Here is a 20647-nt window from a genome sequence, read left to right as displayed (position 1 = left end):
TGATATTCGTGAGCACCAGCACGCAGGACTGACACCGAATGCGAGGGTTTGTCTTCACGCTGAGCAGATCCATTGGATCTGCTTTTTAATGTATCAACCATAACCACACATACAACCCCAATAACGTGATGATCAGCGTTGGTATGGTTAGAATGATTCCAGCTTTCATGTATGCCCCCCAAGAAATATGCACACCTTTTTTCTTCAAGACATGAAGCCACAGCAATGTCGCCAATGAACCGATTGGGGTCATTTTTGGACCAAGGTTTGAGCCGATGACGTTGGCATAAATCAGTGCATCTCTCATCACACCTGCTGTATCTGTGTGACCGATGGCAATCGCATCAATTAAAACGGTTGGGAGGTTGTTCATGACAGAAGATAGCACTGCTGCCAGAACCCCCATAAACATCGTTCCCGCAAGTAAACCGTGTGACGCCCCCTGTTCAATCCACGCCGCTAAAATTTCTGTCAGGCCGACATTTTTCAGCCCATACACCACGACATACATGCCGATAGAGAAAAACACAATCGACCACGGTGCTTCTTTGACGACTCGTTTTGTCGCTACTTGTGGACTCCGTTTTGCCAGCCATAAGAAAGCAATGGCAATGCCTCCTACAATGATTGACACCGGAATGCCTGCCAATTCCCCAGCAAAATATCCAACAAGCAAGCACCCTAACACATACCAAGATAACCGGAACATGCGCAGATCACGAATGGCCGAAGCTGGTTCCTTCGCCTGCGAAACATCGTACGTTTTCGGGATGAGTTTCCGATAAAACACATACAGCACAAGCATACTAGCGCCAAGCGATACAAGGTTTGGGACGAACATGTTTGCTGTATATTCAAGAAAGCCAATATGAAAATAATCGGCTGATACGATATTGACCAAGTTACTAATGACAAATGGCAAAGACGTCGTATCTGCAATAAAGCCGCTTGCCATGACAAATGGCAGGATCATACGCTCATCCAGCTTCAGCGCTCTGACCACAGATAAAACGATCGGGGTTAAGATAAGTGCCGCTCCATCGTTGGCAAAAAAAGCTGCTACCACAGCGCCGAGCAATGTTAAATAAATAAACATGCGGACCCCGTTCCCTCTTGCGGCTTTTGCCATATGAAGTGCCGCCCATTCAAAAAAACCAATCTCATCTAAAATCAATGAAATGATGATAATTCCAATAAATGCAAAGGTGGCGTTCCAGACAATTTGGGTAACTTCCCATACATCGCCCAAATGAACGACCCCAAAAGCAAGAGCAAGAATCGCTCCCCCGCACGCTGACCATCCAATGGTTAAACGTCCTGGCTGCCAAATGACAAGGACGAGGGTCATGATGAAAATTAAAATGGCCAAGGTGACTGATCCCAAAGGTGGCCCTCCTTTCACTTTCCTCATAAAATCTTTATCTATCATACAACGAAATAAGGCAATTGTATGCCATTTTATGATCTAGCATAAAAATCCGCAGGTCATCCTTTGCACCTGCGGAGTCCACGTCTATTGATCTTTTTTCATCAGCATCAATTCAATAAATAACTCACATCGCTGGCTAAAATGACTTAAATCTATAGACGTCATTTCAAAAATTTGTTTCATTCGATAGTTTAGTGTATTTTGATGAATAAACAACTGCTCTGCAGCTGGTTTTAGCTTACAATTATTCAATAAGTAGACCTCTAAGGTTTTTAAAAATGATGTTTGGCTGTCACGGTCTTTTTCCTTTAGGCGCAACAAATCTGGATTAAAGTCGTTTTTCTTTTTTTGGTGACTGTAAATCGAGTCTAAGAACCGGAAGACCCCCAAATGCTCGTAATCGTATGGAATCAATTCCTGTCCGCCGACAATCTTCACTGCTTTCACGACTTCTATCGCTTCAAATCGACTTGTGCTCATTTTCATGACATCTCGATATTCTCTTCCCATCCCAATATATAAAGGAGATGGGTGTGTATGCGTTTTCGATTGAAGATGGGCGACGACATCCGCAGCGGTCGCTTTTGGTGAGTGGCGATCTGACAAACTGCCTAATATCACGACGATGTCTGCTTGCACAGAGTAGACGTGATTGACCTTGTCTTCTAGCTGTAAATAGGTTCTAATCACATCCTTCACATCTTCTGCCGTCTCACTTTTGTTATCGGCGGCATGAACAACCATCACAGTAAAGACAGCTGGCAGTGGAATGCTTAAATTCTCAGCTTCCCATTTCAGCTCTTCTTCTGTATAAAAATGATCATCCATGACCTTTTTGAAGAACTCTTCAATTTTGCCTTCCTTTTTCTCCAACTGTTTCTTATTTTTATAAATAACTTTTCCAACTTGAAACGATGCCTCGTGTAAAAATTGCAGCTCCTCTTGAGAGAGAGAATCTTCAATGTCCTGCACCCAAATAAAGCCGACAACCTCTTGTTTGTGTTTGGCGCTCACAGCCACTCGTCGATTAAACCCGAGCTCCTCATGACCATTCACATAAAAAGGATTTGAATCTGTATATAGCTGCTCAATGACCCCTGTTTTTTTTAACCAATCCACCACAGCTCCCGGACATTCCTTTGAGAAAATGGTTTGCTGATTGACTGGGTCGAACTGCTGGATGCTGTAAGAATTATAAGCAAGCAGCTGACATTCAGTACTTTCTAAAATGACTGGTTTTTTTAAATAACCACTAATAAATGCAATTAATTTATCGACATCAAAAAATGTATGAAGCTTTTCTAATATCTCTTCCATCCCGATTGCTCCCTGAATAAGTGATACATTTATCATACTTCTTTCCAGTCATATTTGTATAGAAACAAGTCGTAGACAGGTAAAAAAAGCATGAACTCGCCTGCACGAGTTCATGCTTTTCCATATTAAAACATTTCGCTGATCGTTTTGGCCTGCATGTGCAGAGCAAGATAATCTGGTCCGCCTGCTTTTGAATCAGTTCCTGACATTTTAAAGCCGCCAAATGGGTGGTATCCCACAATCGCTCCCGTACAGTTACGGTTAAAGTAAAGGTTCCCGACATGGAACTCCTGCTTCGCACGGTTGATGTGATCACGATTATTTGTAATGACCGCACCAGTTAACCCGTATTCTGTGTTGTTGGCTACTTCAAGCGCCTCATCAAAGCTTGAGACTTTTGAGAAAGCTAGGACAGGTCCAAAGATTTCTTCTTGCATTAAACGAGATGTTGGCTCTAGATCTGCAAACACGGTTGGATGAATGAAGTACCCTTCTGAATCATCACTTGTTCCGCCAGTGACTAGACGACCTTCTTGCTTGCCAATCTCGATATATTCCGTGATCTTGTCAAAGGAAGCTTGATCAATGACAGGTCCCATGTACACATCAGCTGATAACGGATTCGCTGTTGTTTTCGTTTCTGTAATTTCCTTCACTCGCTCAACGACTTGGTCATACAGCTTCTCGTGGACGACAGCACGAGATCCAGCTGAACATTTTTGACCTGAGAACCCGAAGGCTGATGTGAAAATGGCGTTAGCGGCTAATTCGACATCTGCATCCTCATCTACAACGACTGTATCCTTACCGCCCATTTCAGCAATGACACGCTTTAAATGCTGTTGTCCTGGCTGTACTTTTGCCGCACGTTCAAAAATACGTGTGCCCACTTCTCTTGATCCAGTGAATGTAATGAGGCTTGTTTTCGGATGATCTACTAAGTAATCTCCAACTTCTGCTCCGCTACCTGGCACGAAGTTGACAACACCTTTCGGAAGACCTGCTTGCTCCAGTTCTTCTACAAAGCGGGCAGCAATGACAGGCGTCGCACTTGCTGGCTTTAATACAACTGTATTCCCTGTGACGATTGGTGCAACGGTTGTTCCTGCCATGATCGCAAACAAGAAGTTCCATGGTGGAATGACAAGCGTCACGCCAGTTGGTGTGTACACATATTGATTGCGTTCCCCTTCGCGGCTGTTCACCGGTTTGCCTTTCGCAAGCTCTAGCATTTGACGGGCATAATACTCTAGGAAGTCAATGGCTTCTGCTGTATCTGCATCTGCTTCATTCCAAGGCTTCCCTGCTTCTTTTACGAGAAGGGCTGAATACTCATGCTTTTTACGGCGAATGCTTGCCGCAGCGCGAAATAAGACGCCGGCTCTTTCTTCTGGAGACGTGTAGCGCCATGTTTCAAACGCTTTTGCCGCAGCTTGAATCGCTTGCTCTGCCTCTTCTTTCCCAGCTTTTGATACGGTACCCACGACTTCTTCCTTCTTCGCCGGATTGATCGAGACAATCTTGTCTGTTGTTTCGATTCTTTCTCCATTAATCACAAGCGGATAGGTTTGCCCAAGTGATTCTGTTACTTTGGCTAATGCTTGTTCAAACGCTTGGCGATTTTCTTCCTGGCTAAAATCCGTGAATGGTTCATGCTTGTAAGGTGTTGTCATCTTTGTCACGCTCCCGTTTCAAATTATTTTCTCGTCATCCCTTTTAAAGCAAATGCAATGTTTGCTGGTCGTTCTGCAAGACGTCTCATGTAGTAGCCATACCACTCTCGTCCATACGGGGTGTAGACCCTCATTTGATAGCCTTCCTTCACGAGTGCTTGCTGCGTTTCTGATCTCATGCCATACAGCATTTGAAATTCAAACTGACTTGTCTGTATATTGTGTTTTTTCACAATATGTTTCGTAAATTCGATCATTTGATCGTCATGTGTCGCAATGGCTGTATAGTTCCCTGAGAGTAATTGCTTTTCGATCAACTTCTTGTAATTCTGATCGACGTCTTTTTTGTTTGGATACGCCACTTCGGCGGATTCCTTATAGGCACCCTTTACAAGTCTTAAAAATGGCTGCAACTCATTTAGGTCATCAAGATCTTGTTCTGTTCTGTACAAATACGCCTGCAAAACCGTACTGACATACTCATATTGAGATTTCATTTCTTTAAAAATGTCCAGCGTTTTTTGACAGCGCTGTTCATCCTCCATATCAATTGTCACCATAATACGGTGTTTCTCTGCCGTATCTAAAATGCTTTTCATATTGCGATACACAAGGTCATCGTCAATATCTAAGCCAAGCGATGTCATTTTAAGTGACACATGGGAATTGAGTCCCGCCTCTGCAATTCGCTGAATGGTTTGAATACACTCATTCGTCCGCTCATTTGCAATCTCTGCCTTTGTGACAAACTCACCGAGGTGATCAACCGTTACGGCCATACCTTGATCGTTTAATCGTTTGATGACAGGGATAGCGCTCTCAAAATCCTTCCCACCGATGATTTTCTTTGATGCAACAGCACTTCCCCAATTACGAGCAATATGGTTCAAGAGACTGCTCTTTGACAAAAACAAGAAGAAATTTCTTGTGACCGACTCCATAAAGGGCACCTCCCACTCTTTGTAAGCTATGTCTTTATTGTAAGGCTCATGAGCTGTCCGCTACAATATTTGAAGATGACAAAAATTCTGACTTTTTTTGTGGTTTTATCACAATAGGAGATAAAAAAAGAGTCTGCCGCTATCCGGCTGACTCTCCCCTCCTACGCCCACACCTCATCAAGGGTAGACTGCAAAAGCTCATTTAATTCTTGCATCAGATTGTCTTTCGGCTGATTGTAGCTTTTCACCAATTCATCAAAACGCGCCAGCTCTTGATCAATAAATGGATGGACATGAGCGAGACGGTTCTCAACATCCATTTCTTCTCCATCCATTTTACGTTTGAGCAGTTCGTGAATTTCTGCTAACAGCGGGCCTTCCTCCACTAGCTCCTTGAGTAATTCATGAAAGTCCATTGGTGGAACTGTTCGGTAACGTTCAATCCACTGACAGGCAAGCAGCGGACGAAGCACATAGAAATACTTCTTGATTCGCACCTGCTCTCCTCGTAAATGCCGGCTCTCATTCCGCTTCGCCATATTGAGGTAATGATACATCAAAGCCGCAGGGTAAAACGCTCGATCCTTTAATTCTCTTAGCTCCTTTGCCAAAGAGAAAGATTCAGCATAGATGATATCAGAAGACAACCATTCCATAATGGACGGATTTGATTTATTGAATAGGCGCAGTGCCTTTCTGAGCTCCCAGCCGCTGATATCAAGCATGTCATCAATCGGTCGTTCTATGACATCACGATGCTCTTCCATCGCCCAATACCATTCTTTCCGGGGAACATATAAAAAGCGAACATCATAATCACTATCGGTCGAGGGAAAACCCCATGCCCTGCTGCCTGATTCGACGGCAAGACAAATCTTGACGTCATACGTTTCTTCGATGATTTTCAGCTCTTCCTTAATTCTATCTCTCAAGTGTCCATCAACTCTTTCTATAGAATTCTGCATGACTTCTTCACGTTTTGGGAAAATACGAATAAGACATATATGAAAAAGGAGTTGGATCTGATGTCTATATCTCGCATTATGAAATGGATCACTGGGATTTTTGAAGCTTGCCTTGCTATCCCTGTGATCGGAGGTCTATTCGTTATCAGCAATGGCTATTCACCGCTCATGGTCATGCTTATTCTGCATATTATCACACTCGTCTTATCGAAGCGAGACCAGGGACCAATGATTGGAAGTATCATTGGAATTGTCACATCCTGCCTTGCATGGATTCCGATTCTCGGATTCATCCTTCACATCATCACAGCCCTTGCCCTGATCGTTACAGCATTAGTGCCTGATGAAAAAACAAGACAGAACACCAGTTATTAAGCTGATCGCTCCAATAGCTGAAAAAGACAAAGAGCTAAAATGAATGTCATTTTAGCTCTTTGTTATGCTTTTATGTTGATAGAAGCAAATGCTTTTGTAAAAAGGACAGCTTCTCTGTTTGAAAAGCAGGAATAAACTCGTGCCCAAAATATCGGTACACTTTCAGCTCTTTATCTGTTTCTAAATGATTGTATGCCGCAAACACGGTGGATGGCGGTGTCACTTGATCAATCAGACCGATCGCCATCAATGTTGGCTGTTTCACCCAGCCGGCTAAATTGATTAAATCAAAGTAACTTAATGTCTCAAATACCTTTTCTTCAGCTTCTGGATCACTGTTTCTGCGAAAGTATGAATTGATTTCTAAATAAGGCTGCTCCAAGGCAACATCAACTGCACGCTCAAAATTTGATAAGTAAGGATAGTCTGCCGCAACGACTTTTGGAATGTCTGAAAGGGCTGCGACCGCAATCGCTAACGCCCCCCCCTGACTTCCACCGATCACGCCGATACGATGTTCATCTACTTCGGGGAAAGACTGAATGACTTCAAGTGCACGAACAGCATCTAGATAAACGCCTCGATAATAGTACGTATCCTTCGATAAAATGCCTTTTGTCATCCATCCTAATGCATGCCCGCCTGGCGTCACTGATGTGTCTTCACTGCCACCTTGACCACGGACGAGCATACCAAATGTTGCATAGCCGTGCAGCGCCCAGTTGACGATGTCATGAATGCCGTCGTCATAGCTGGCATTATAGCCATGAAAACGAACGAGCGCTGGATGCGGACCAGTTTGATCAGGCACAGCATAAAAGCCTTCAATTTTAGAATGTCCAAAGCTTTGATACGTCAGGCGGTACACCTTGACGCCTTTCACTGGATAGTCATAAGATTCAAGTGTTGGCTCTGCCTCCACTTGGCGCAGTTCTTCGAGCGATTTCTTCCAAAAGTCTGAGAAATCAGGACGTGCTGTTTTCTTTGGTTTATATTTTTTTAGCTCTTCTAGTGATAAATCGAACAATTGCATATCATACTATTCCCCTTTGTTTTATTAGTTATGAGTATCATACCACTCATTTCTTGATTGAGAAAGTCATTTAACAAAACCTTCTGACATTTCTATTGGCAAAGATGGCGGAAAGCTTTATGATAAAGAAACTGGCTTGAAGACTAGATGCTTCAGGCAATATCACCCGAACCATTCATTGCATGAAACGAATAAAGGAGGCAGACCGACATGAACATCGCCCTGATTCAAATGGACGTACAAATAGGAGAACCTGATGTAAACTTTCAGAAAGCAGAAGCATGTTTAGAAGAAGCCATCCGCCAACAGCCTGATTTGATTATTCTACCTGAAATGTGGAATACCGGCTATGCGTTAGAGCAAGCGGATGAGCTTGCCGATGCAGATGGCGAGCGAACAAAACAACTCTTCTCTTCCTTTGCCCGCAAGCACCAAGTGTATCTCATCGCAGGCAGTGTTTTAAATAAGAGGACAGAAGATGAAAACATCACCAATACAATGTATGTCTTTAACCGCCAAGGTGAGCTTTTGTTAGATTATGATAAAATTCATTTATTCCGCTTAATGGATGAGCATAACTATTTAACCGCTGGTGATCAGCTTGGTTTATTTGACTATGGTGAAGATGTCAAGATTGGTGCGATGATCTGCTATGACCTCCGCTTCCCTCAGCTTTCTAGGACGCTCGTGAACAAAGGGGCAAAGGTGCTTGTTAATACCGCTCAATGGCCGTCAGCAAGAGTGGACCATTGGCGCAGTCTGCTCATCGCAAGAGCCATTGAGAATCAGTCATTTGTGATTGCGGTGAACCGGACGGGCACAAGCAGAGACACTGAATTCCCTGGTCACTCCATGGTGATTGACCCGCTCGGACGCATTCTACTTGAGACAAATGATGAAGAAGACATTTACTATGCAAACATTGATCTTCAGCTCGTAGATGAAGTGAGACAACAAATCCCCGTCATGACAGATCAGCGGCTGGATTTATATTAGAAAGCAGGGGCCCCCTGCTTTCAGCGTGTAGACAAACCCTCGCATTCGGTGTCAGTCCTGCGTGCCGGTGCTCACGAATGTCAAATTCGCTCCGCGTCGGTACTCGTCCTTCCTAAACTGCAAAGGTTTTCTATCACGCTGAAAAAAGGTAAAAGCAGGGGACTCCCCTGCTTTTTACGTTTAATTAAACGTTTGTTTAAGCTTTTCCTTGATTCTGTTGAAGGTCCATGAAGGCTTGAGCGGCTTTCGTTAAATATCTTTCTTCCACATATGCAAACACAAGAGTACGGGTTGGGCATGAATCAATGTGTAAATAAGTGACTGCTTTCCTTTCCTCTTGTGCCACCATTTTCGGCACCACCGTCACACCTAGCTCATTTTCAACCAATGCCTGAGCTGTTTGAATATGACTTGTTTCAAATGCAATCCTCGGCCGAAAGCCATGATGACGGCACAGTTCCGTGACCACTTGCCGAAAGCCATATCCCTCTTTCAGCATAATAAATGGGGCGTTTTCCAGAAGGTGAAACGGGACAGACCCTTCTTGATCCGCTTGATTGATGATTTCATTCAGTTCATCCGTCAACCACGGCTGAGCCGTTTGCGGAATGGCGAGGAGAAGCGGCTCTGTTAGCATTTGTTTTGTTTTCAATGATTCATGCTCGACAGGCAGAGAAAGAATCGCCAGATCCAGTTTCCCAGCGAGTAAACGTCTTTCTAGCTCACGAGGCGATTCTTCTATCAAATGAACGTGAACGTGCGGATACGTTTGACAATAGGTTTTTAATAAACTTGGCAGGACATATCCCCCTGTGACAGCTGGCGCACCGATCATCAGTTCTTTCCCTACCTCATAAGCAGCTTCCCCCATCTCACGCAATAAATCATCTCGTTCCTTCAAAATGGTCTCTGCTCTTTTGATCAATCGGTTTCCTTGAGGTGTAGGAGTGACTTGTCCATACTTCCGAATAAACAGAGGAGTATCTAATTCCTCCTCAAGTTTTTTAATTTGCTGACTTAACGAGGGCTGTGCAATGTGAAGTTTTTCCGCTGCTTTTGTAAAGCTTTGCTGCCGGTACACTTCCATGACATATTCCATCATTCGTATATCCACTTCTCTCACCTCATAGGTTTTAACTATTCATATCATATCTTTTATGTCTTAGACAAATCACGGGAAGAACCCTACGATAAAGAAACAACAAAAAGGGGGTAAAGGAATGAATCCATATTCAAAAGCCGAGAAACAATTCTCACAAAATGCAGAGAACTACCGAGATTCACCCATCTTTGCAGCTGGAAAAGAACTTGAATGGATGAAAACGGCGGCGAAGGCAAGGGCAATGAGCATCTACTGGATATCGGCTGCGCGGCAGGTCATACCGTTTTTTCCTTTTCAGACGTCATCTCTAAAGGAATCGGGATTGATGTCACACCCAAAATGATCGAGGTTGCTACAGCACTTGCGGAAGAGCGACAGCTGAACCACATTACGTTTGAGCAGGCATCCGCAGACGCATTGCCCTTTTCTGATGCATCATTTGATCTCGTCACATGCCGATTTGCTGCTCATCACTTCCCACATCTCCCGGCAGCCATGTCTGAAATCAGCCGAGTCTTAAAGAAAGGCGGCAAATTTCTACTTGTCGATCATTATGCACCTGAAAACCAAGCACAGGATGACTTTATTAATCATTTAAATAGACTGAGAGATCCCTCCCATGTGCGAGAAAGCTCGTTATCAGAATGGAAAGAGCTTTTCGCTGACAACCATCTGACGAAAGAAGATATCCGTTACTGGGATCTGCATATTGATTATCAGGACTGGATCATACGAGGACGTACACCAGAAAATGTTCAAAAGGAAATCGTTGCCCACCTTCATGCTGCAGACGATGAAACGAAACAGCTGTTTCAACTGCAATTCGACGAACATCGTCAGCCAACATCCTTTTGCCTAAAAGCTGCACTGCTTCAAGGGATCAAACATTAAACTGATCGAAAAAGTCTACCCTGGCCGGTAGACTTTTATATTTTGATTCTACATTTCCACTATCTGATAGATATTACTTTTCATGTTCGTGACAAGGAGTGCTGCATGATGTTTCTATTATAAGATAATTGAACTGAGGTAGGTTAGGCTTTTTCAAAAGTGTACGTAAATCCTCTGAATAAAAAAAGAACCTACCCTCTTTAGAATAAGTTCTTCACTGCATGCATCACTTACGGTGCAATATCCTCTAATACTTTCTCTCTCGTTTCGATCATTTTAAAAGCAAGAATTGCTCCCACTACAGTCACACTTGCAAAAAGAATAAAAATAGTTGAAACACCGCTCACCTCTAAAATAAAACCTATCATAATAGGAGCAATCGCTGAGGCCAGCCTAAGCCACGCTGTAGCAAATGCCGTACCAATTACCCTCATACGGGTTGGATAGATTTCAGGTGTATATAAATAGAGAAGAACTGTAATTGTCCCCATCATTCCGTAGGCAGCGGACCCTAAATAAATAACGCTTTCTGGAGAATTTGCTCCGCTGATCCATAAAGCCGTTAATAAAGCACCTGTTACGATAAATGCAATGGTTGCCCAACGCTTCCGTCCTACTTTATCGATTAAAAATGCACAAGCGAATACCCCTATGGTCTGTAAAATATTTGTGAGAGAGGCTGCCCTTAATGAATCTCCAACTGGCAAATTATAAACCGTATTATAAAGACTCGGTAACCAGTTATTTAATCCATTCGATACAAAGTAGGCAGAAAACCATAGTCCCCATACGATCAATGTTCTTTTACGATAAAAAGTAGAAAAGAGCTCTTTCCAGTCGCCTTTTTCAGTGCTGCTGGACACTTGCTTTGCAACAGGCATTCGTTTGTCTGTACTAGCTTCAATCTCTTCAATGATTCCTTCGGCTTCATCTAACCTGCCTTTTGAAATAAGCCATCTTGGAGACTCGCGTAACATGAAAAAGAAGACAAAGACGATTAAACCGCCAATTCCACCAATCAAGAACATCCATTTCCACCCAAAGCTAGGTACAACAAATGCACCAATTTGAGCTGAGATCATTAATCCTAATGGAAAAATCATCTCATAGAGCATAAAAAATCTCCCTCTCCCTTGGGCCCGGGACAACTCATTGATATATGAGGCCGCTACTGGCACTTCTCCTCCTACTCCAATCCCCTGTATAAAACGAAAAATAAAAAGGGCCATAAAGTTACCTGAAAATACACATGCGATACTCATAATAGACATGAGAAATACAGTCCACTTTGCACTAAATACACGGCCACGTCTTTCTGCTAACCATCCAAAGAAAATAGCACCAATCGCTTGTCCGATATAACCAGACCCAATAAGAAGACCAATTTGAGCAGGTGATAAATTCCACATGCCGATGAGAACTGGGAGAACAAACGCTAAAGATAGTGCATCAAAAGCATCAAAAAAGGTAGCAGATCCCATAATGATACGAGGTTTTAAATGCCATCTCGAAAAAGGTACACTTTCCATCCTAGTCAATAGTTGCGAAGCTCTATCAACAACTTGCTCATCATGAGAATTTGAATTTCCGCTGAGTTCTAACGTCATGATATCTCCTCCTTAATAGAGGAAATGATGCAAAAGTACATGCTGATGAGCACAAAAGAAATCGCTTACATTTTAAATGAAGAGACATTCTAAAGCGATCATATGAGTTTTCAGCATCTATCATTTCTTTTTTGGCGTTCCCGTGGTGCCACGATCTACATAGTACATCGGGAAGATATGTTCCATCTTCTCTAACTGTTCTCCTTCTACTAACTGCGTTAGTAAAGAAACCGCTTTTCTTCCCATTCCAACTAAATCAACATGAACAGAAGATAAAGAAGGGGTTAGAAAACTTGCAATGGGCACATCATCAGCACCAACGACAGACAAATCATGAGGTATTGACACATTTGCGATATCTGCCGCTTTCATGACCCCTATCGCCAAAAAATCTGAAGAGCAAACAACTCCAGTCATGTGCTGGTTTCCTTGGAGAAATTGAGAAACCACTTCTACTACTTTTCCCCCATCAAATTCATCTAACTCAAACACAAGCTCTTTGTTCATTGTTAATCCTAAACTTTTCAGTGTACGCTCATACCCCTTGTAATACCTCACACTATGCATCGAACTCATTGGACCATTGACCAGTCCAATGGTTCGATGACCTTTATCAAATAAGGCCGTGACAGATTGACACACACCTTCCTCATCATCTGGCCTGACACATGGAAATGGAGAATCCTCTAAGTAACTTCCGACAACGATAATGGGAATAGCTAAACTTTTTAACCAATCCATGCTCAATTCTTCATTTCTTGGAGAAAATAAAATGGCACCATCTACAGCCTGCGTTTCAAGTAATCGCTGCTGCTGCACAGATGTAAATGACATCAACATATTAAATTCAGTCTCATCTAATTCCTTCGCTATCCCATCTAAAATCGTCGAAAAAAATGGATTATTCAAAATATATGATCCACGAGGAACCACGACAGCAATATTGCCAGTCTTTCTTTTAACGAGCCCTCTAGCTCCTAAATTAGGACGATAGCCTAATTCATCAATCACTTGTTTGATTCTTTCAGCCGTTTGAGCACCTACTCCTGGTTTGCCACTTAATACTCGGGAAACAGAAGCGATAGATACTCCAGCTTTCAATGCGACATCTTTAATACTTACTGACACATTTCATACCTCCGGGAGTCTGTTGTTTTATACTCTATTATAACCTGACTCACCTTCATCATGAAATCAATGGTCTGTTATTTACTAACGTTTTCCTTAAGTAAACCAACACTTTGAAGGCCCTGACGAATCTCTTCTTTTTCCTTATGAGTTAAAGGTAATACTGGCTTCCTCGCAAGCGAACTGCTGATCAAACCTCGCTGGAACATCGCTTCCTTCATTCGCAGATGAGAGGTAGAGGAAGGTTCATCCATTTTATACACAGCATGCTTTAATTCAAAGATTCTATCATACACTTTATTAGCCGCTACAAGGTCTTGTTCTTTCACACATTTCACAAGCTCAGCAATCAAATCTGGTACAAAACAGCCGAAACCTACAAGCGCCCCATCAATTCCTTGAACTAATGTTGGCAATAAATATTCATCGTGACATGTGAGCAACGATACATCTGGTGCATGCTTTTTCAGTGCGCGCACATCGACTTCATATTGCGCCATGTCTCTTTGACCGATTTTAAATGAGACAACGTTTGGAATCTCCGACATTTCTAATAATTGACTGGTTGTATAAGAGGTTTTTGTCCATGTTGGATACTGATGGACGATGATTGAAATATCAATGGCTTCTGCAACATCTTGAAAGAATTGGACAGGTGACTCAGGCTGCATACCGAATCTCAGCCATGAATGTGGCGGCATAAGAAGAATACCTTCTCCGCCAGCTTCCTCCACTGCTTTTGCATGCTGGATCGCTTCGATTGTCCCTTCAGCAGAAACCCCAGAAATGACAGGAATTTCTCCCTTTAATTCGTCGGCTGCAATACGCACAGCTTCAGCTCGTTCATGTGGCAGCAAAGTCATAATCTCGCCAGTATGTCCATTGACAACGATCCCATTAATCCCTTCGTGCTCCGCCACCCAGCGAACAAGCTTACGAAAAGCAGGTTCATCAATTGAATAGTCATCTTTAAAAGGAATTAAGACTGCCGGGAATACACCGCTCCATTTTTCTTTATTTTTCATCAACAAATTCCTCCCCATCCGTTATAGTAAACGTTTACGGTAAGCGTTTACGTTAATAATCATAGAATGATCTAACCGAAGGTGTCAACAATATTTTTAAAAATTATAATAATTCAAAAAATTATTATTAGAATTTAGATACTATTTTATTTTTTCAAAAAAAGAAAATGAGAGATATATTTCGTTTCCCACATCAATCAAAAAACCTCGTCATCTTGAACTCGTTGTAGTCTAATCACCACTTTTTTCAAACGGCTAGACACACCACATAAAGGATGCATACATTTTGATATAATGACGAAGGAAAAAACATCTTTTCTTCTTTTTTTCATCCATCATCCAACTTAGACTGTGATTTCTTTGACTACTCCTGATCTAATAGAAAAAGTCTACCCCCTTAGGATAGACTTTTTTATTTCGAATATAGATCCCAGCCAAGCTTGAGTGTGTCGACAATATAATTGGCGACTTCTTCAGCTTCTAGATGATCTGTTTCCACTCTTGAGTTATGAAGGGAATAAATTTCCCGGCGCTCTTCAAACAACTCTTTCATCTCGTCAAGCGTGCGGTTATGAAGAACAGGACGGTTTTCAATTAAAATATCCAGCCGCTGTTTCCAATTCTCCCAAGATAGGTCAAGGAAAAGAACCGTACAATGCTTTAAGCAAGATCGTTTGATTTCTTCCTGTTTAAACGCACCGCCTCCAAGAGACACGATCTTTAGCTGAGTATGTTCACATAAATCGACGATATAGTCCTTTTCAGCCTGTCTGAAGAACGCTTCTCCTTTTTGCTGAAACATTTCTGGAATCGTCATGTTGTACTTTTTCTCAATCTCCTGATCAACATCAATAAAATCTCTATATAACTTTTTGGCAACGAGCTGCCCAATGGTTGTTTTCCCAACGCCCATAAAGCCAATGAGGACAATATTTCGCTGTCTCACAGGAATCTCTCTATTGTTTTTCATGTTCGTGACACGTCCTCCTTACGACAAGGAATGCTACATAATGTTTCTATTATATGATAAATGGACTGAGAAAAGATAGGCATTCTTAAAAATTGTGTTTAACGACGTAACCGAGCTGTTCGGAGAGCTTCTCGGCATGCTCTTTCACTTTTTGCTGCAATTGAGGGATGACATCTTCAGTAAATCGTTGGGTCGGTCCAGATATGGATAAACATGCCTGCACCTCCCCATGAATGTTAAAGATCGGTGCCGCCACTGCCGCCGATCCGACTTCCCGTTCATCAATACTGCAAGCGGTATGCGTTTCAAGAATATGACGACATTCTTTTTGCCATTGCTCCATCGTCATGTGATCAGCCTCAGACGCGAAAACTTGCTGTTGAAACTCTTCGCTTTGGAAAGCAAGCAGCACCTTTCCACCAGCACCAGCGTATAACGGCAGCTTCTCACCGATTTTCACAAGATGCCGAATCGATTGCAGCCCTTCGGCTTGTTCAATACATACCCTGCTTTTGTGATCGAGCACATACAGGTTGACGGTTTCCTTTGTTTCATCACGAAGTGTGTACATGAGCGGTTTTGCCAGTTCCCTCAATTTGATGGACTTCCCAGCAATATAACCGAGAAGATAAAGTCTTTGACCGAGCCGGTACTTCATTGTCTCTTGGTTCTTTTCTACAAAATGATTCATTTCAAGTGCCTTAAGCAGTCTCGTTGTGGTAGACATTGCTAAGTTCATCTCTTTTGAAATGTCCGTTAGCGTCAGCTCTTGACGTTCTTCGCTAAAGCAAGAAAGAATATCCAAAGCGCGCTGAACGGTACGCAATCCTGATTCTTCTTTTGACTTTTTGTCAGCCATGTTCACTTTCTCCTTTTCCCCTTTGATTTCTTATCGACATGATTAACCAATTTTGCTATAATCCATTTTAAATGTTCCATTAAAAGAAAACAAATTCCATTGTACGGAATAAAACCGATAGATGTTTTGATGGAGGAGATATCATGATCTACCTGCTCATTTTCACACTTCTTATTAGCTTATACATCGTTCATCAACTATTCCCTGCTCCCATTCTCTCCTATTTGGTTGGTCTGCTGGCGGCTGCTTCGCTTACCATTTCCTTCAAGAAGGCCAATGGGCTTTATTTGAAAACGGGTGCTATGTTTCTCTTGATTGGATTGGTGTTATTTTTCTGGTCAGAACAGCCTTTGCATACGCTTTTCCTTCATTTTCATTCCATGCTAGGCTTGCTTTCTTTATTTTTCATGTTGCCATTTATTCATTCTCTCATACATGTTGGACATTTCGATACTCAATTAAATAAACTGCTTACCTTACATACAACGAGTACAAATCAGCTTTATCGCAAGAGTTCATTTGTCACTCATGTTCTTGGCATGTTTTTAAATATCGCAACGATTCCCTTATTATATACATCCTTGAAACCGTCGCTGAATGCCCTTCAGGAACAAGTCAAACAGCACCTTTATACGCGCAATCTTTTAAGGTCATATGCGCTATGTCTTAGCTGGAGTCCTGTCGAAGTACTGGTGAGTGTCACCATTGATGCAACCAAATTGAAATATTATCAGATTGCACCCGTTACCTTTTGTTTAATGGGGCTTGTGCTGTTGACGGATTGGTTGCTGTTTTCTCGTCAAAGCAAACGATTGCCGCATATCATCCAGCCGGCAGAAGCTCACTCCAACCCTCATCGCATCAAGAGAAAAACCATTCAGCTTGCTTTCATGCTGCTCAGTTTTATGACAGTCGTTTCGCTTGTTGACGCCTGGATTGGGAAAGGTTATCTGTTCGCTGTTGTGCTGACGATTATTCCTTTCGCTCTATTATTCTCGTCTATCATCAAAAAACGAAAACAATATGTAGCCGTCTCTATTCCCCATTGGAAAGAACGGACCCGCCAGCTCTCCAATTATATGTGTCTATTTTTAAGCGCGGGCTTCTTTGTCGATATGCTGCTTGTCACAAACAGCTTGCAGCCGATTCAAGCATTTATCGTCAGTATATCAGATCATGCCATTTGGGTTTATGGGGTCATCGGGCTGTATTTTCTCATCACCGCTCTTTGCGGTTTCCACCCGCTCGTTTCGCTTGCTCTCTTAGTGAGCTTGATGGCACCTGTCATTCATGAACTGCCTGCCCTTCCCATCGCAATCATGCTCATTATCGCTGGAACCTCAACGGTCATGTTTAGCCCATATAATGTATCTGTCTCCCTATTAGCCGATTTGATGAAGGTCAACCCTTACCGAATCACTCGATGGAATATCTGGTTTGCTGGTTTTTATATCAGCATGGGTATCGCATGTGCAACGATCATCACCGTCATCTTTTATTCATAGAAAAAGAGAACCCAATGAGTTCTCTTTCAAGTTTGTTGACAAGGGGCTAAAATGAATTTGATTTTAGCCCCTTGTCTTTTTTTCAGTGTGATAGAAAACCTTTGCAGCCCTAGGAAGGACGAGTACCGGCGCGGAGCGAATTTGACATTCGTGAGCACCGGCACGCAGGACTGACACCGAATGCGAGGGTTTGTCTACACGCTGAAAGAGAACCCAATGAGTTCTCTTTTTCTTACTCTCTATTATTTTAATTGAATCCGTTCAATCTTACCTACAATAAAGATATACGACAACGCTCCGCCTAATGCCACTAGGCTGACGAATAAAATACCGCCGTTGTAAGAGCCTGTCGCCGATACAATGAATCCGATGATCAGCGGGGTGATGATGCCGGATAAGTTAGCAAAAAAGTTGAATACGCCGCCAGCCAGCCCGACCATTTCTCTTGGTGCTACCTCAGACAGCATGGTCCAGGAGATATTAGACAGTCCTTGCGCAAAGGACGCGATGGATAAAATAGTCAGCACAAGCGGGATATTCGTTGTAAAATTCGCTAAAACAATGGTACTTGTCAGAAGCAGACCGACCACAACCGGCAGCTTTCTCGCTACATTGACCGATACACCCTTTTTAAGCAGCCAGTCAGACACATAGCCTCCAAACAGCACTCCAAAGAATGCAGCGATGTATGGCAGGGATGCCGCAAAACCCACTTTGAGAAAGGCCATATTTTTCGCCTCTGCTAAATAGGTCGGAAACCATGTTAAAAAGAAAAAGAGGGTAGACGCAACAGAAAATTGACCAATATAGAGTCCAATCAATTTACGATATTTTAAAAGTGCGGCAAAGTCTGCCCATTTCAGTTTCTCCTGTGATGCCACTGTCAGCCCTTCGCCTTGACGGATCAATTCTAACTCATCTTCATTGATCTTTGGATGCTCTTTCGGTTCGTGATAATACTTGTACCAAAAGAAAGCAAATATAATACCGAGCGCACCAGCAGTGATAAAGACGGTTCTCCAATCGAAAGTTGTCATGATCCAAAAAAGAAGAGGTGTCGCAAATGCAAGCCCCACATACTCTCCAGCGGTATAAACCCCTGTTGCAAATGCGCGTTCCCGCCTTGGAAACCATGTGGTCACAATGCGATTATTCGCAGGAAATGCGGGAGATTCTGTAATTCCGATAAACAAACGGCAGCCAAATAAGAAGGCAAAGCTGTTCGCAAACGCCTGTAAACCGGTGAAAATAGACCAAGTAATGAGTGATATTCCATACGTTACCTTTGATCCAAACTTATCAAGAATAAAGCCGCCAGGGATCTGCATGGCTGTATAGGTCCAGCTAAATGCTGAAAAGATGAGGCCTAATAAGGCAGGGTTCAATTGCAATGAAGACTGAATCGCAGGTGCAACAATGGATACACTGGCTCGATCAATATAGTTAATAGCGGTAATAAAAAACAACAGAATCAAGATGCTGAAACGAGCTTTTGTTGGTTTCGCATAAGCAGGCCGCAAGTCGTTCCCCTTCAGTTCTGAATGCACTTTCATAACCATCCTCCTTTGTTTCCGCAGCGTGCGGATCGGTTGAGTGTCTTAAATGACCCCTTTTTCTTCTAACTGTTTACACTCTTCTTCTGTGAAGCCAAGCATTTTCGTTAAGATTTCATAATTATGTTCACCTAAATCAGGCGCAATATGGCGAATACGGCCGGGGGTTTTTTCAAACTTCGGAATGATTCCAGGCACCTTCACTTTTCCAAGACGCGGATGATGCACCTCGACAATATTTTCTCGTGCTTTAAATTGCGGATGCTCAAAGATATCTCGAATGCTTAGAATCGGACTCACAGGCACACCATGTGTATCTAGAATGTCTAGGACGTCATCTCTTGTTTTGGACGCAATCCACTGCGAGACGATCGCATCCATTTCATCGTTATGCTTCAGCCTGGCTGCATTCACAGAGAATTTCTCGTTCTCTAGTAAATCTAAGCGATTCATCGCCTCTGCCAATCGATTAAAGGTCGAATCTGTACTCGTCACAAGAACCAAATAATGCCCATCCTTTGTCTCATAGGTGCCGGCAGGGCTTGAATGACCGCTTAACCCTGGTGAACGCTCACGTACCTTCCCTAGCTTGTCATATTCAGCAACCAAAAATTCTAACATGCGGAACACAGATTCATAGAGGGCCAAATCCACCATTTGCCCTGTTCCTTCTGGATGTGTGTCACGATAATACATCGCTGTCACAGTGGCAAACGCCACATAGATTCCTGCGATATAATCCGTAAGGGAAAAGGACGGGCTGACTGGATGCCGATCTGGAAACCCTTGAATATATGTAAAGCCGCTAAATGCCGTCGCAGGTGTACCAAACCCCGCCTTGTCCTTAAATGGACCGGTTTGCCCATAACCGGAAACACGAATCATAATTAAACGAGGGTTGATTTCTTTTAATACATCGTACCCAACGTCCCATTTTTCAAGTGTGCCCGGACGAAAATTTTCAATGATCACATCAACCTGCGCTGCAAGCTTTTTAAAAATGTCTTTTGCTTCTTCTTTGTGTAGATCGAGTGTAAGAGATTTCTTATTCCTTGAGAGCCCTGACCATCTCAAAGGTTCACCATCTGCAAAAGGGCCAACATGCCGCAGTGTATCCCCTTTTCCAGGAATCTCGACTTTAATGACCTCTGCACCGAAATCCCCTAGAAGCACCGCGCCGTATGGTGCAGCAATCATCGTTGAAACATCTAATATTTTGATTCCTTCAAGTGGTGTATTCTTATTCATTGCTTGACTCCCTTTCGTTCAATTGATAAA

17 protein-coding genes and 1 pseudogene are annotated in these 20647 nt (G+C 42.8%); 4 read left to right on the top strand and 14 right to left on the bottom strand.

Annotated features, from left to right (window positions below; all coding sequences use genetic code 11):
* Nucleotides 1–85 precede the first annotated feature (85 nt).
* From MKY11_RS01895 to MKY11_RS01875, 5 genes are all read right to left on the bottom strand, one after another.
* A complete protein-coding gene (locus tag MKY11_RS01895) occupies nt 86–1384 on the bottom strand; it encodes an arsenic transporter (protein WP_008342056.1) in 1299 nt (432 codons plus the stop codon).
* Nucleotides 1385–1513: 129 nt separating this feature from the next.
* Entirely contained in the window at nt 1514–2746 is a 1233-nt protein-coding gene (locus MKY11_RS01890; protein ID WP_017358555.1) for a helix-turn-helix domain-containing protein, read from the bottom strand.
* Nucleotides 2747–2871: 125 nt separating this feature from the next.
* On the bottom strand, nt 2872–4419 hold the full coding sequence (gene pruA, locus MKY11_RS01885) for an L-glutamate gamma-semialdehyde dehydrogenase (protein WP_007498254.1): 1548 nt from the start codon (nt 4417–4419) through the stop codon (nt 2872–2874).
* Between the two features lie 23 nt (nt 4420–4442).
* Nucleotides 4443–5360: a proline dehydrogenase gene (locus MKY11_RS01880; RefSeq protein WP_024718963.1), complete on the bottom strand. Its 918-nt coding sequence runs from the start codon at nt 5358–5360 to the stop codon at nt 4443–4445.
* 161 nt (nt 5361–5521) lie between these two features.
* Complete coding sequence (locus tag MKY11_RS01875) at nt 5522–6325, bottom strand: nucleotidyltransferase domain-containing protein (protein ID WP_286069411.1); 804 nt, start codon at nt 6323–6325, stop codon at nt 5522–5524.
* Nucleotides 6326–6385: 60 nt separating this feature from the next.
* Between MKY11_RS01875 and MKY11_RS01870 the strand changes: the two genes are divergently transcribed.
* On the top strand, nt 6386–6700 hold the full coding sequence (locus tag MKY11_RS01870) for a hypothetical protein (RefSeq protein ID WP_008342068.1): 315 nt from the start codon (nt 6386–6388) through the stop codon (nt 6698–6700).
* 70 nt (nt 6701–6770) lie between these two features.
* Here MKY11_RS01870 and MKY11_RS01865 read toward each other — a convergent pair whose 3' ends face one another.
* Nucleotides 6771–7733 (bottom strand): acetylxylan esterase, encoded by a 963-nt coding sequence (locus MKY11_RS01865; protein WP_058336342.1) that lies wholly within the window; start codon nt 7731–7733, stop codon nt 6771–6773.
* 210 nt (nt 7734–7943) lie between these two features.
* Between MKY11_RS01865 and MKY11_RS01860 the strand changes: the two genes are divergently transcribed.
* The gene (locus tag MKY11_RS01860) at nt 7944–8729 is read left to right on the top strand and encodes a carbon-nitrogen family hydrolase (protein ID WP_046527178.1); all 786 of its coding nucleotides are present in this window, start codon (nt 7944–7946) and stop codon (nt 8727–8729) included.
* 196 nt (nt 8730–8925) lie between these two features.
* Here MKY11_RS01860 and MKY11_RS01855 read toward each other — a convergent pair whose 3' ends face one another.
* Nucleotides 8926–9831 (bottom strand): LysR substrate-binding domain-containing protein, encoded by a 906-nt coding sequence (locus MKY11_RS01855; protein WP_342468078.1) that lies wholly within the window; start codon nt 9829–9831, stop codon nt 8926–8928.
* A gap of 118 nt (nt 9832–9949) precedes the next feature.
* On the opposite strand from MKY11_RS01855, the pseudogene MKY11_RS01850 reads away from it, so the two are divergent.
* Nucleotides 9950–10722 (top strand): annotated as a pseudogene (locus MKY11_RS01850) (class I SAM-dependent methyltransferase).
* A gap of 230 nt (nt 10723–10952) precedes the next feature.
* Here MKY11_RS01850 and MKY11_RS01845 read toward each other — a convergent pair.
* The 5 genes from MKY11_RS01845 to MKY11_RS01825 form a co-directional block, all read right to left on the bottom strand.
* Nucleotides 10953–12329 carry an MFS transporter gene (locus MKY11_RS01845; RefSeq protein ID WP_058336338.1) on the bottom strand — a complete coding sequence of 459 codons (1377 nt, stop codon included), beginning with the start codon at nt 12327–12329 and terminating at the stop codon, nt 10953–10955.
* A 120-nt stretch (nt 12330–12449) separates the two neighbouring features.
* The gene (locus MKY11_RS01840; protein WP_017358562.1) at nt 12450–13457 is read right to left on the bottom strand and encodes a LacI family DNA-binding transcriptional regulator; all 1008 of its coding nucleotides are present in this window, start codon (nt 13455–13457) and stop codon (nt 12450–12452) included.
* A 77-nt stretch (nt 13458–13534) separates the two neighbouring features.
* Complete coding sequence (locus tag MKY11_RS01835; RefSeq protein WP_272511976.1) at nt 13535–14482, bottom strand: dihydrodipicolinate synthase family protein; 948 nt, start codon at nt 14480–14482, stop codon at nt 13535–13537.
* A 412-nt stretch (nt 14483–14894) separates the two neighbouring features.
* Nucleotides 14895–15452: a shikimate kinase gene (locus MKY11_RS01830; RefSeq protein ID WP_007498270.1), complete on the bottom strand. Its 558-nt coding sequence runs from the start codon at nt 15450–15452 to the stop codon at nt 14895–14897.
* An 85-nt stretch (nt 15453–15537) separates the two neighbouring features.
* Nucleotides 15538–16311, bottom strand: a complete 774-nt coding sequence (locus MKY11_RS01825; protein ID WP_079920407.1) for an IclR family transcriptional regulator — start codon at nt 16309–16311, stop codon at nt 15538–15540.
* A gap of 143 nt (nt 16312–16454) precedes the next feature.
* Between MKY11_RS01825 and MKY11_RS01820 the strand changes: the two genes are divergently transcribed.
* Complete coding sequence (locus MKY11_RS01820) at nt 16455–17816, top strand: hypothetical protein (RefSeq protein ID WP_041508219.1); 1362 nt, start codon at nt 16455–16457, stop codon at nt 17814–17816.
* Nucleotides 17817–18058: 242 nt separating this feature from the next.
* Here the strand turns inward: MKY11_RS01820 and MKY11_RS01815 are convergent, their stop codons facing one another.
* Both MKY11_RS01815 and MKY11_RS01810 read right to left on the bottom strand, forming a co-directional pair.
* Entirely contained in the window at nt 18059–19369 is a 1311-nt protein-coding gene (locus MKY11_RS01815; protein ID WP_342501775.1) for an MFS transporter, read from the bottom strand.
* 45 nt (nt 19370–19414) lie between these two features.
* Complete coding sequence (locus tag MKY11_RS01810; protein WP_008342089.1) at nt 19415–20617, bottom strand: CoA transferase; 1203 nt, start codon at nt 20615–20617, stop codon at nt 19415–19417.
* Nucleotides 20618–20647 lie beyond the last annotated feature (30 nt).

It is taken from the genome of Bacillus sp. FSL W7-1085 (genome assembly GCF_038595035.1).
Taxonomy (GTDB): Bacteria; Bacillota; Bacilli; order Bacillales; family Bacillaceae; genus Bacillus; species Bacillus altitudinis.
This window is presented reverse-complemented; position numbering and strand designations above follow the sequence as displayed.

Coding starts and splice junctions, on each gene's coding strand:
- MKY11_RS01810 (WP_008342089.1), bottom strand. CDS start 20,617: ATGAATAAGAATACACCACTTGAAGGAATCAAAATATTAGATGTTTCA.
- MKY11_RS01825 (WP_079920407.1), bottom strand. CDS start 16,311: ATGGCTGACAAAAAGTCAAAAGAAGAATCAGGATTGCGTACCGTTCAG.
- MKY11_RS01830 (WP_007498270.1), bottom strand. CDS start 15,452: ATGAAAAACAATAGAGAGATTCCTGTGAGACAGCGAAATATTGTCCTC.
- MKY11_RS01880 (WP_024718963.1), bottom strand. CDS start 5,360: ATGGAGTCGGTCACAAGAAATTTCTTCTTGTTTTTGTCAAAGAGCAGT.
- MKY11_RS01815 (WP_342501775.1), bottom strand. CDS start 19,369: ATGAAAGTGCATTCAGAACTGAAGGGGAACGACTTGCGGCCTGCTTAT.
- MKY11_RS01860 (WP_046527178.1), top strand. CDS start 7,944: ATGAACATCGCCCTGATTCAAATGGACGTACAAATAGGAGAACCTGAT.
- MKY11_RS01820 (WP_041508219.1), top strand. CDS start 16,455: ATGATCTACCTGCTCATTTTCACACTTCTTATTAGCTTATACATCGTT.
- MKY11_RS01875 (WP_286069411.1), bottom strand. CDS start 6,325: ATGCAGAATTCTATAGAAAGAGTTGATGGACACTTGAGAGATAGAATT.
- MKY11_RS01835 (WP_272511976.1), bottom strand. CDS start 14,482: ATGAAAAATAAAGAAAAATGGAGCGGTGTATTCCCGGCAGTCTTAATT.
- MKY11_RS01855 (WP_342468078.1), bottom strand. CDS start 9,831: ATGATGGAATATGTCATGGAAGTGTACCGGCAGCAAAGCTTTACAAAA.
- pruA (WP_007498254.1), bottom strand. CDS start 4,419: ATGACAACACCTTACAAGCATGAACCATTCACGGATTTTAGCCAGGAA.
- MKY11_RS01890 (WP_017358555.1), bottom strand. CDS start 2,746: ATGGAAGAGATATTAGAAAAGCTTCATACATTTTTTGATGTCGATAAA.
- MKY11_RS01865 (WP_058336342.1), bottom strand. CDS start 7,733: ATGCAATTGTTCGATTTATCACTAGAAGAGCTAAAAAAATATAAACCA.
- MKY11_RS01845 (WP_058336338.1), bottom strand. CDS start 12,329: ATGACGTTAGAACTCAGCGGAAATTCAAATTCTCATGATGAGCAAGTT.
- MKY11_RS01870 (WP_008342068.1), top strand. CDS start 6,386: ATGTCTATATCTCGCATTATGAAATGGATCACTGGGATTTTTGAAGCT.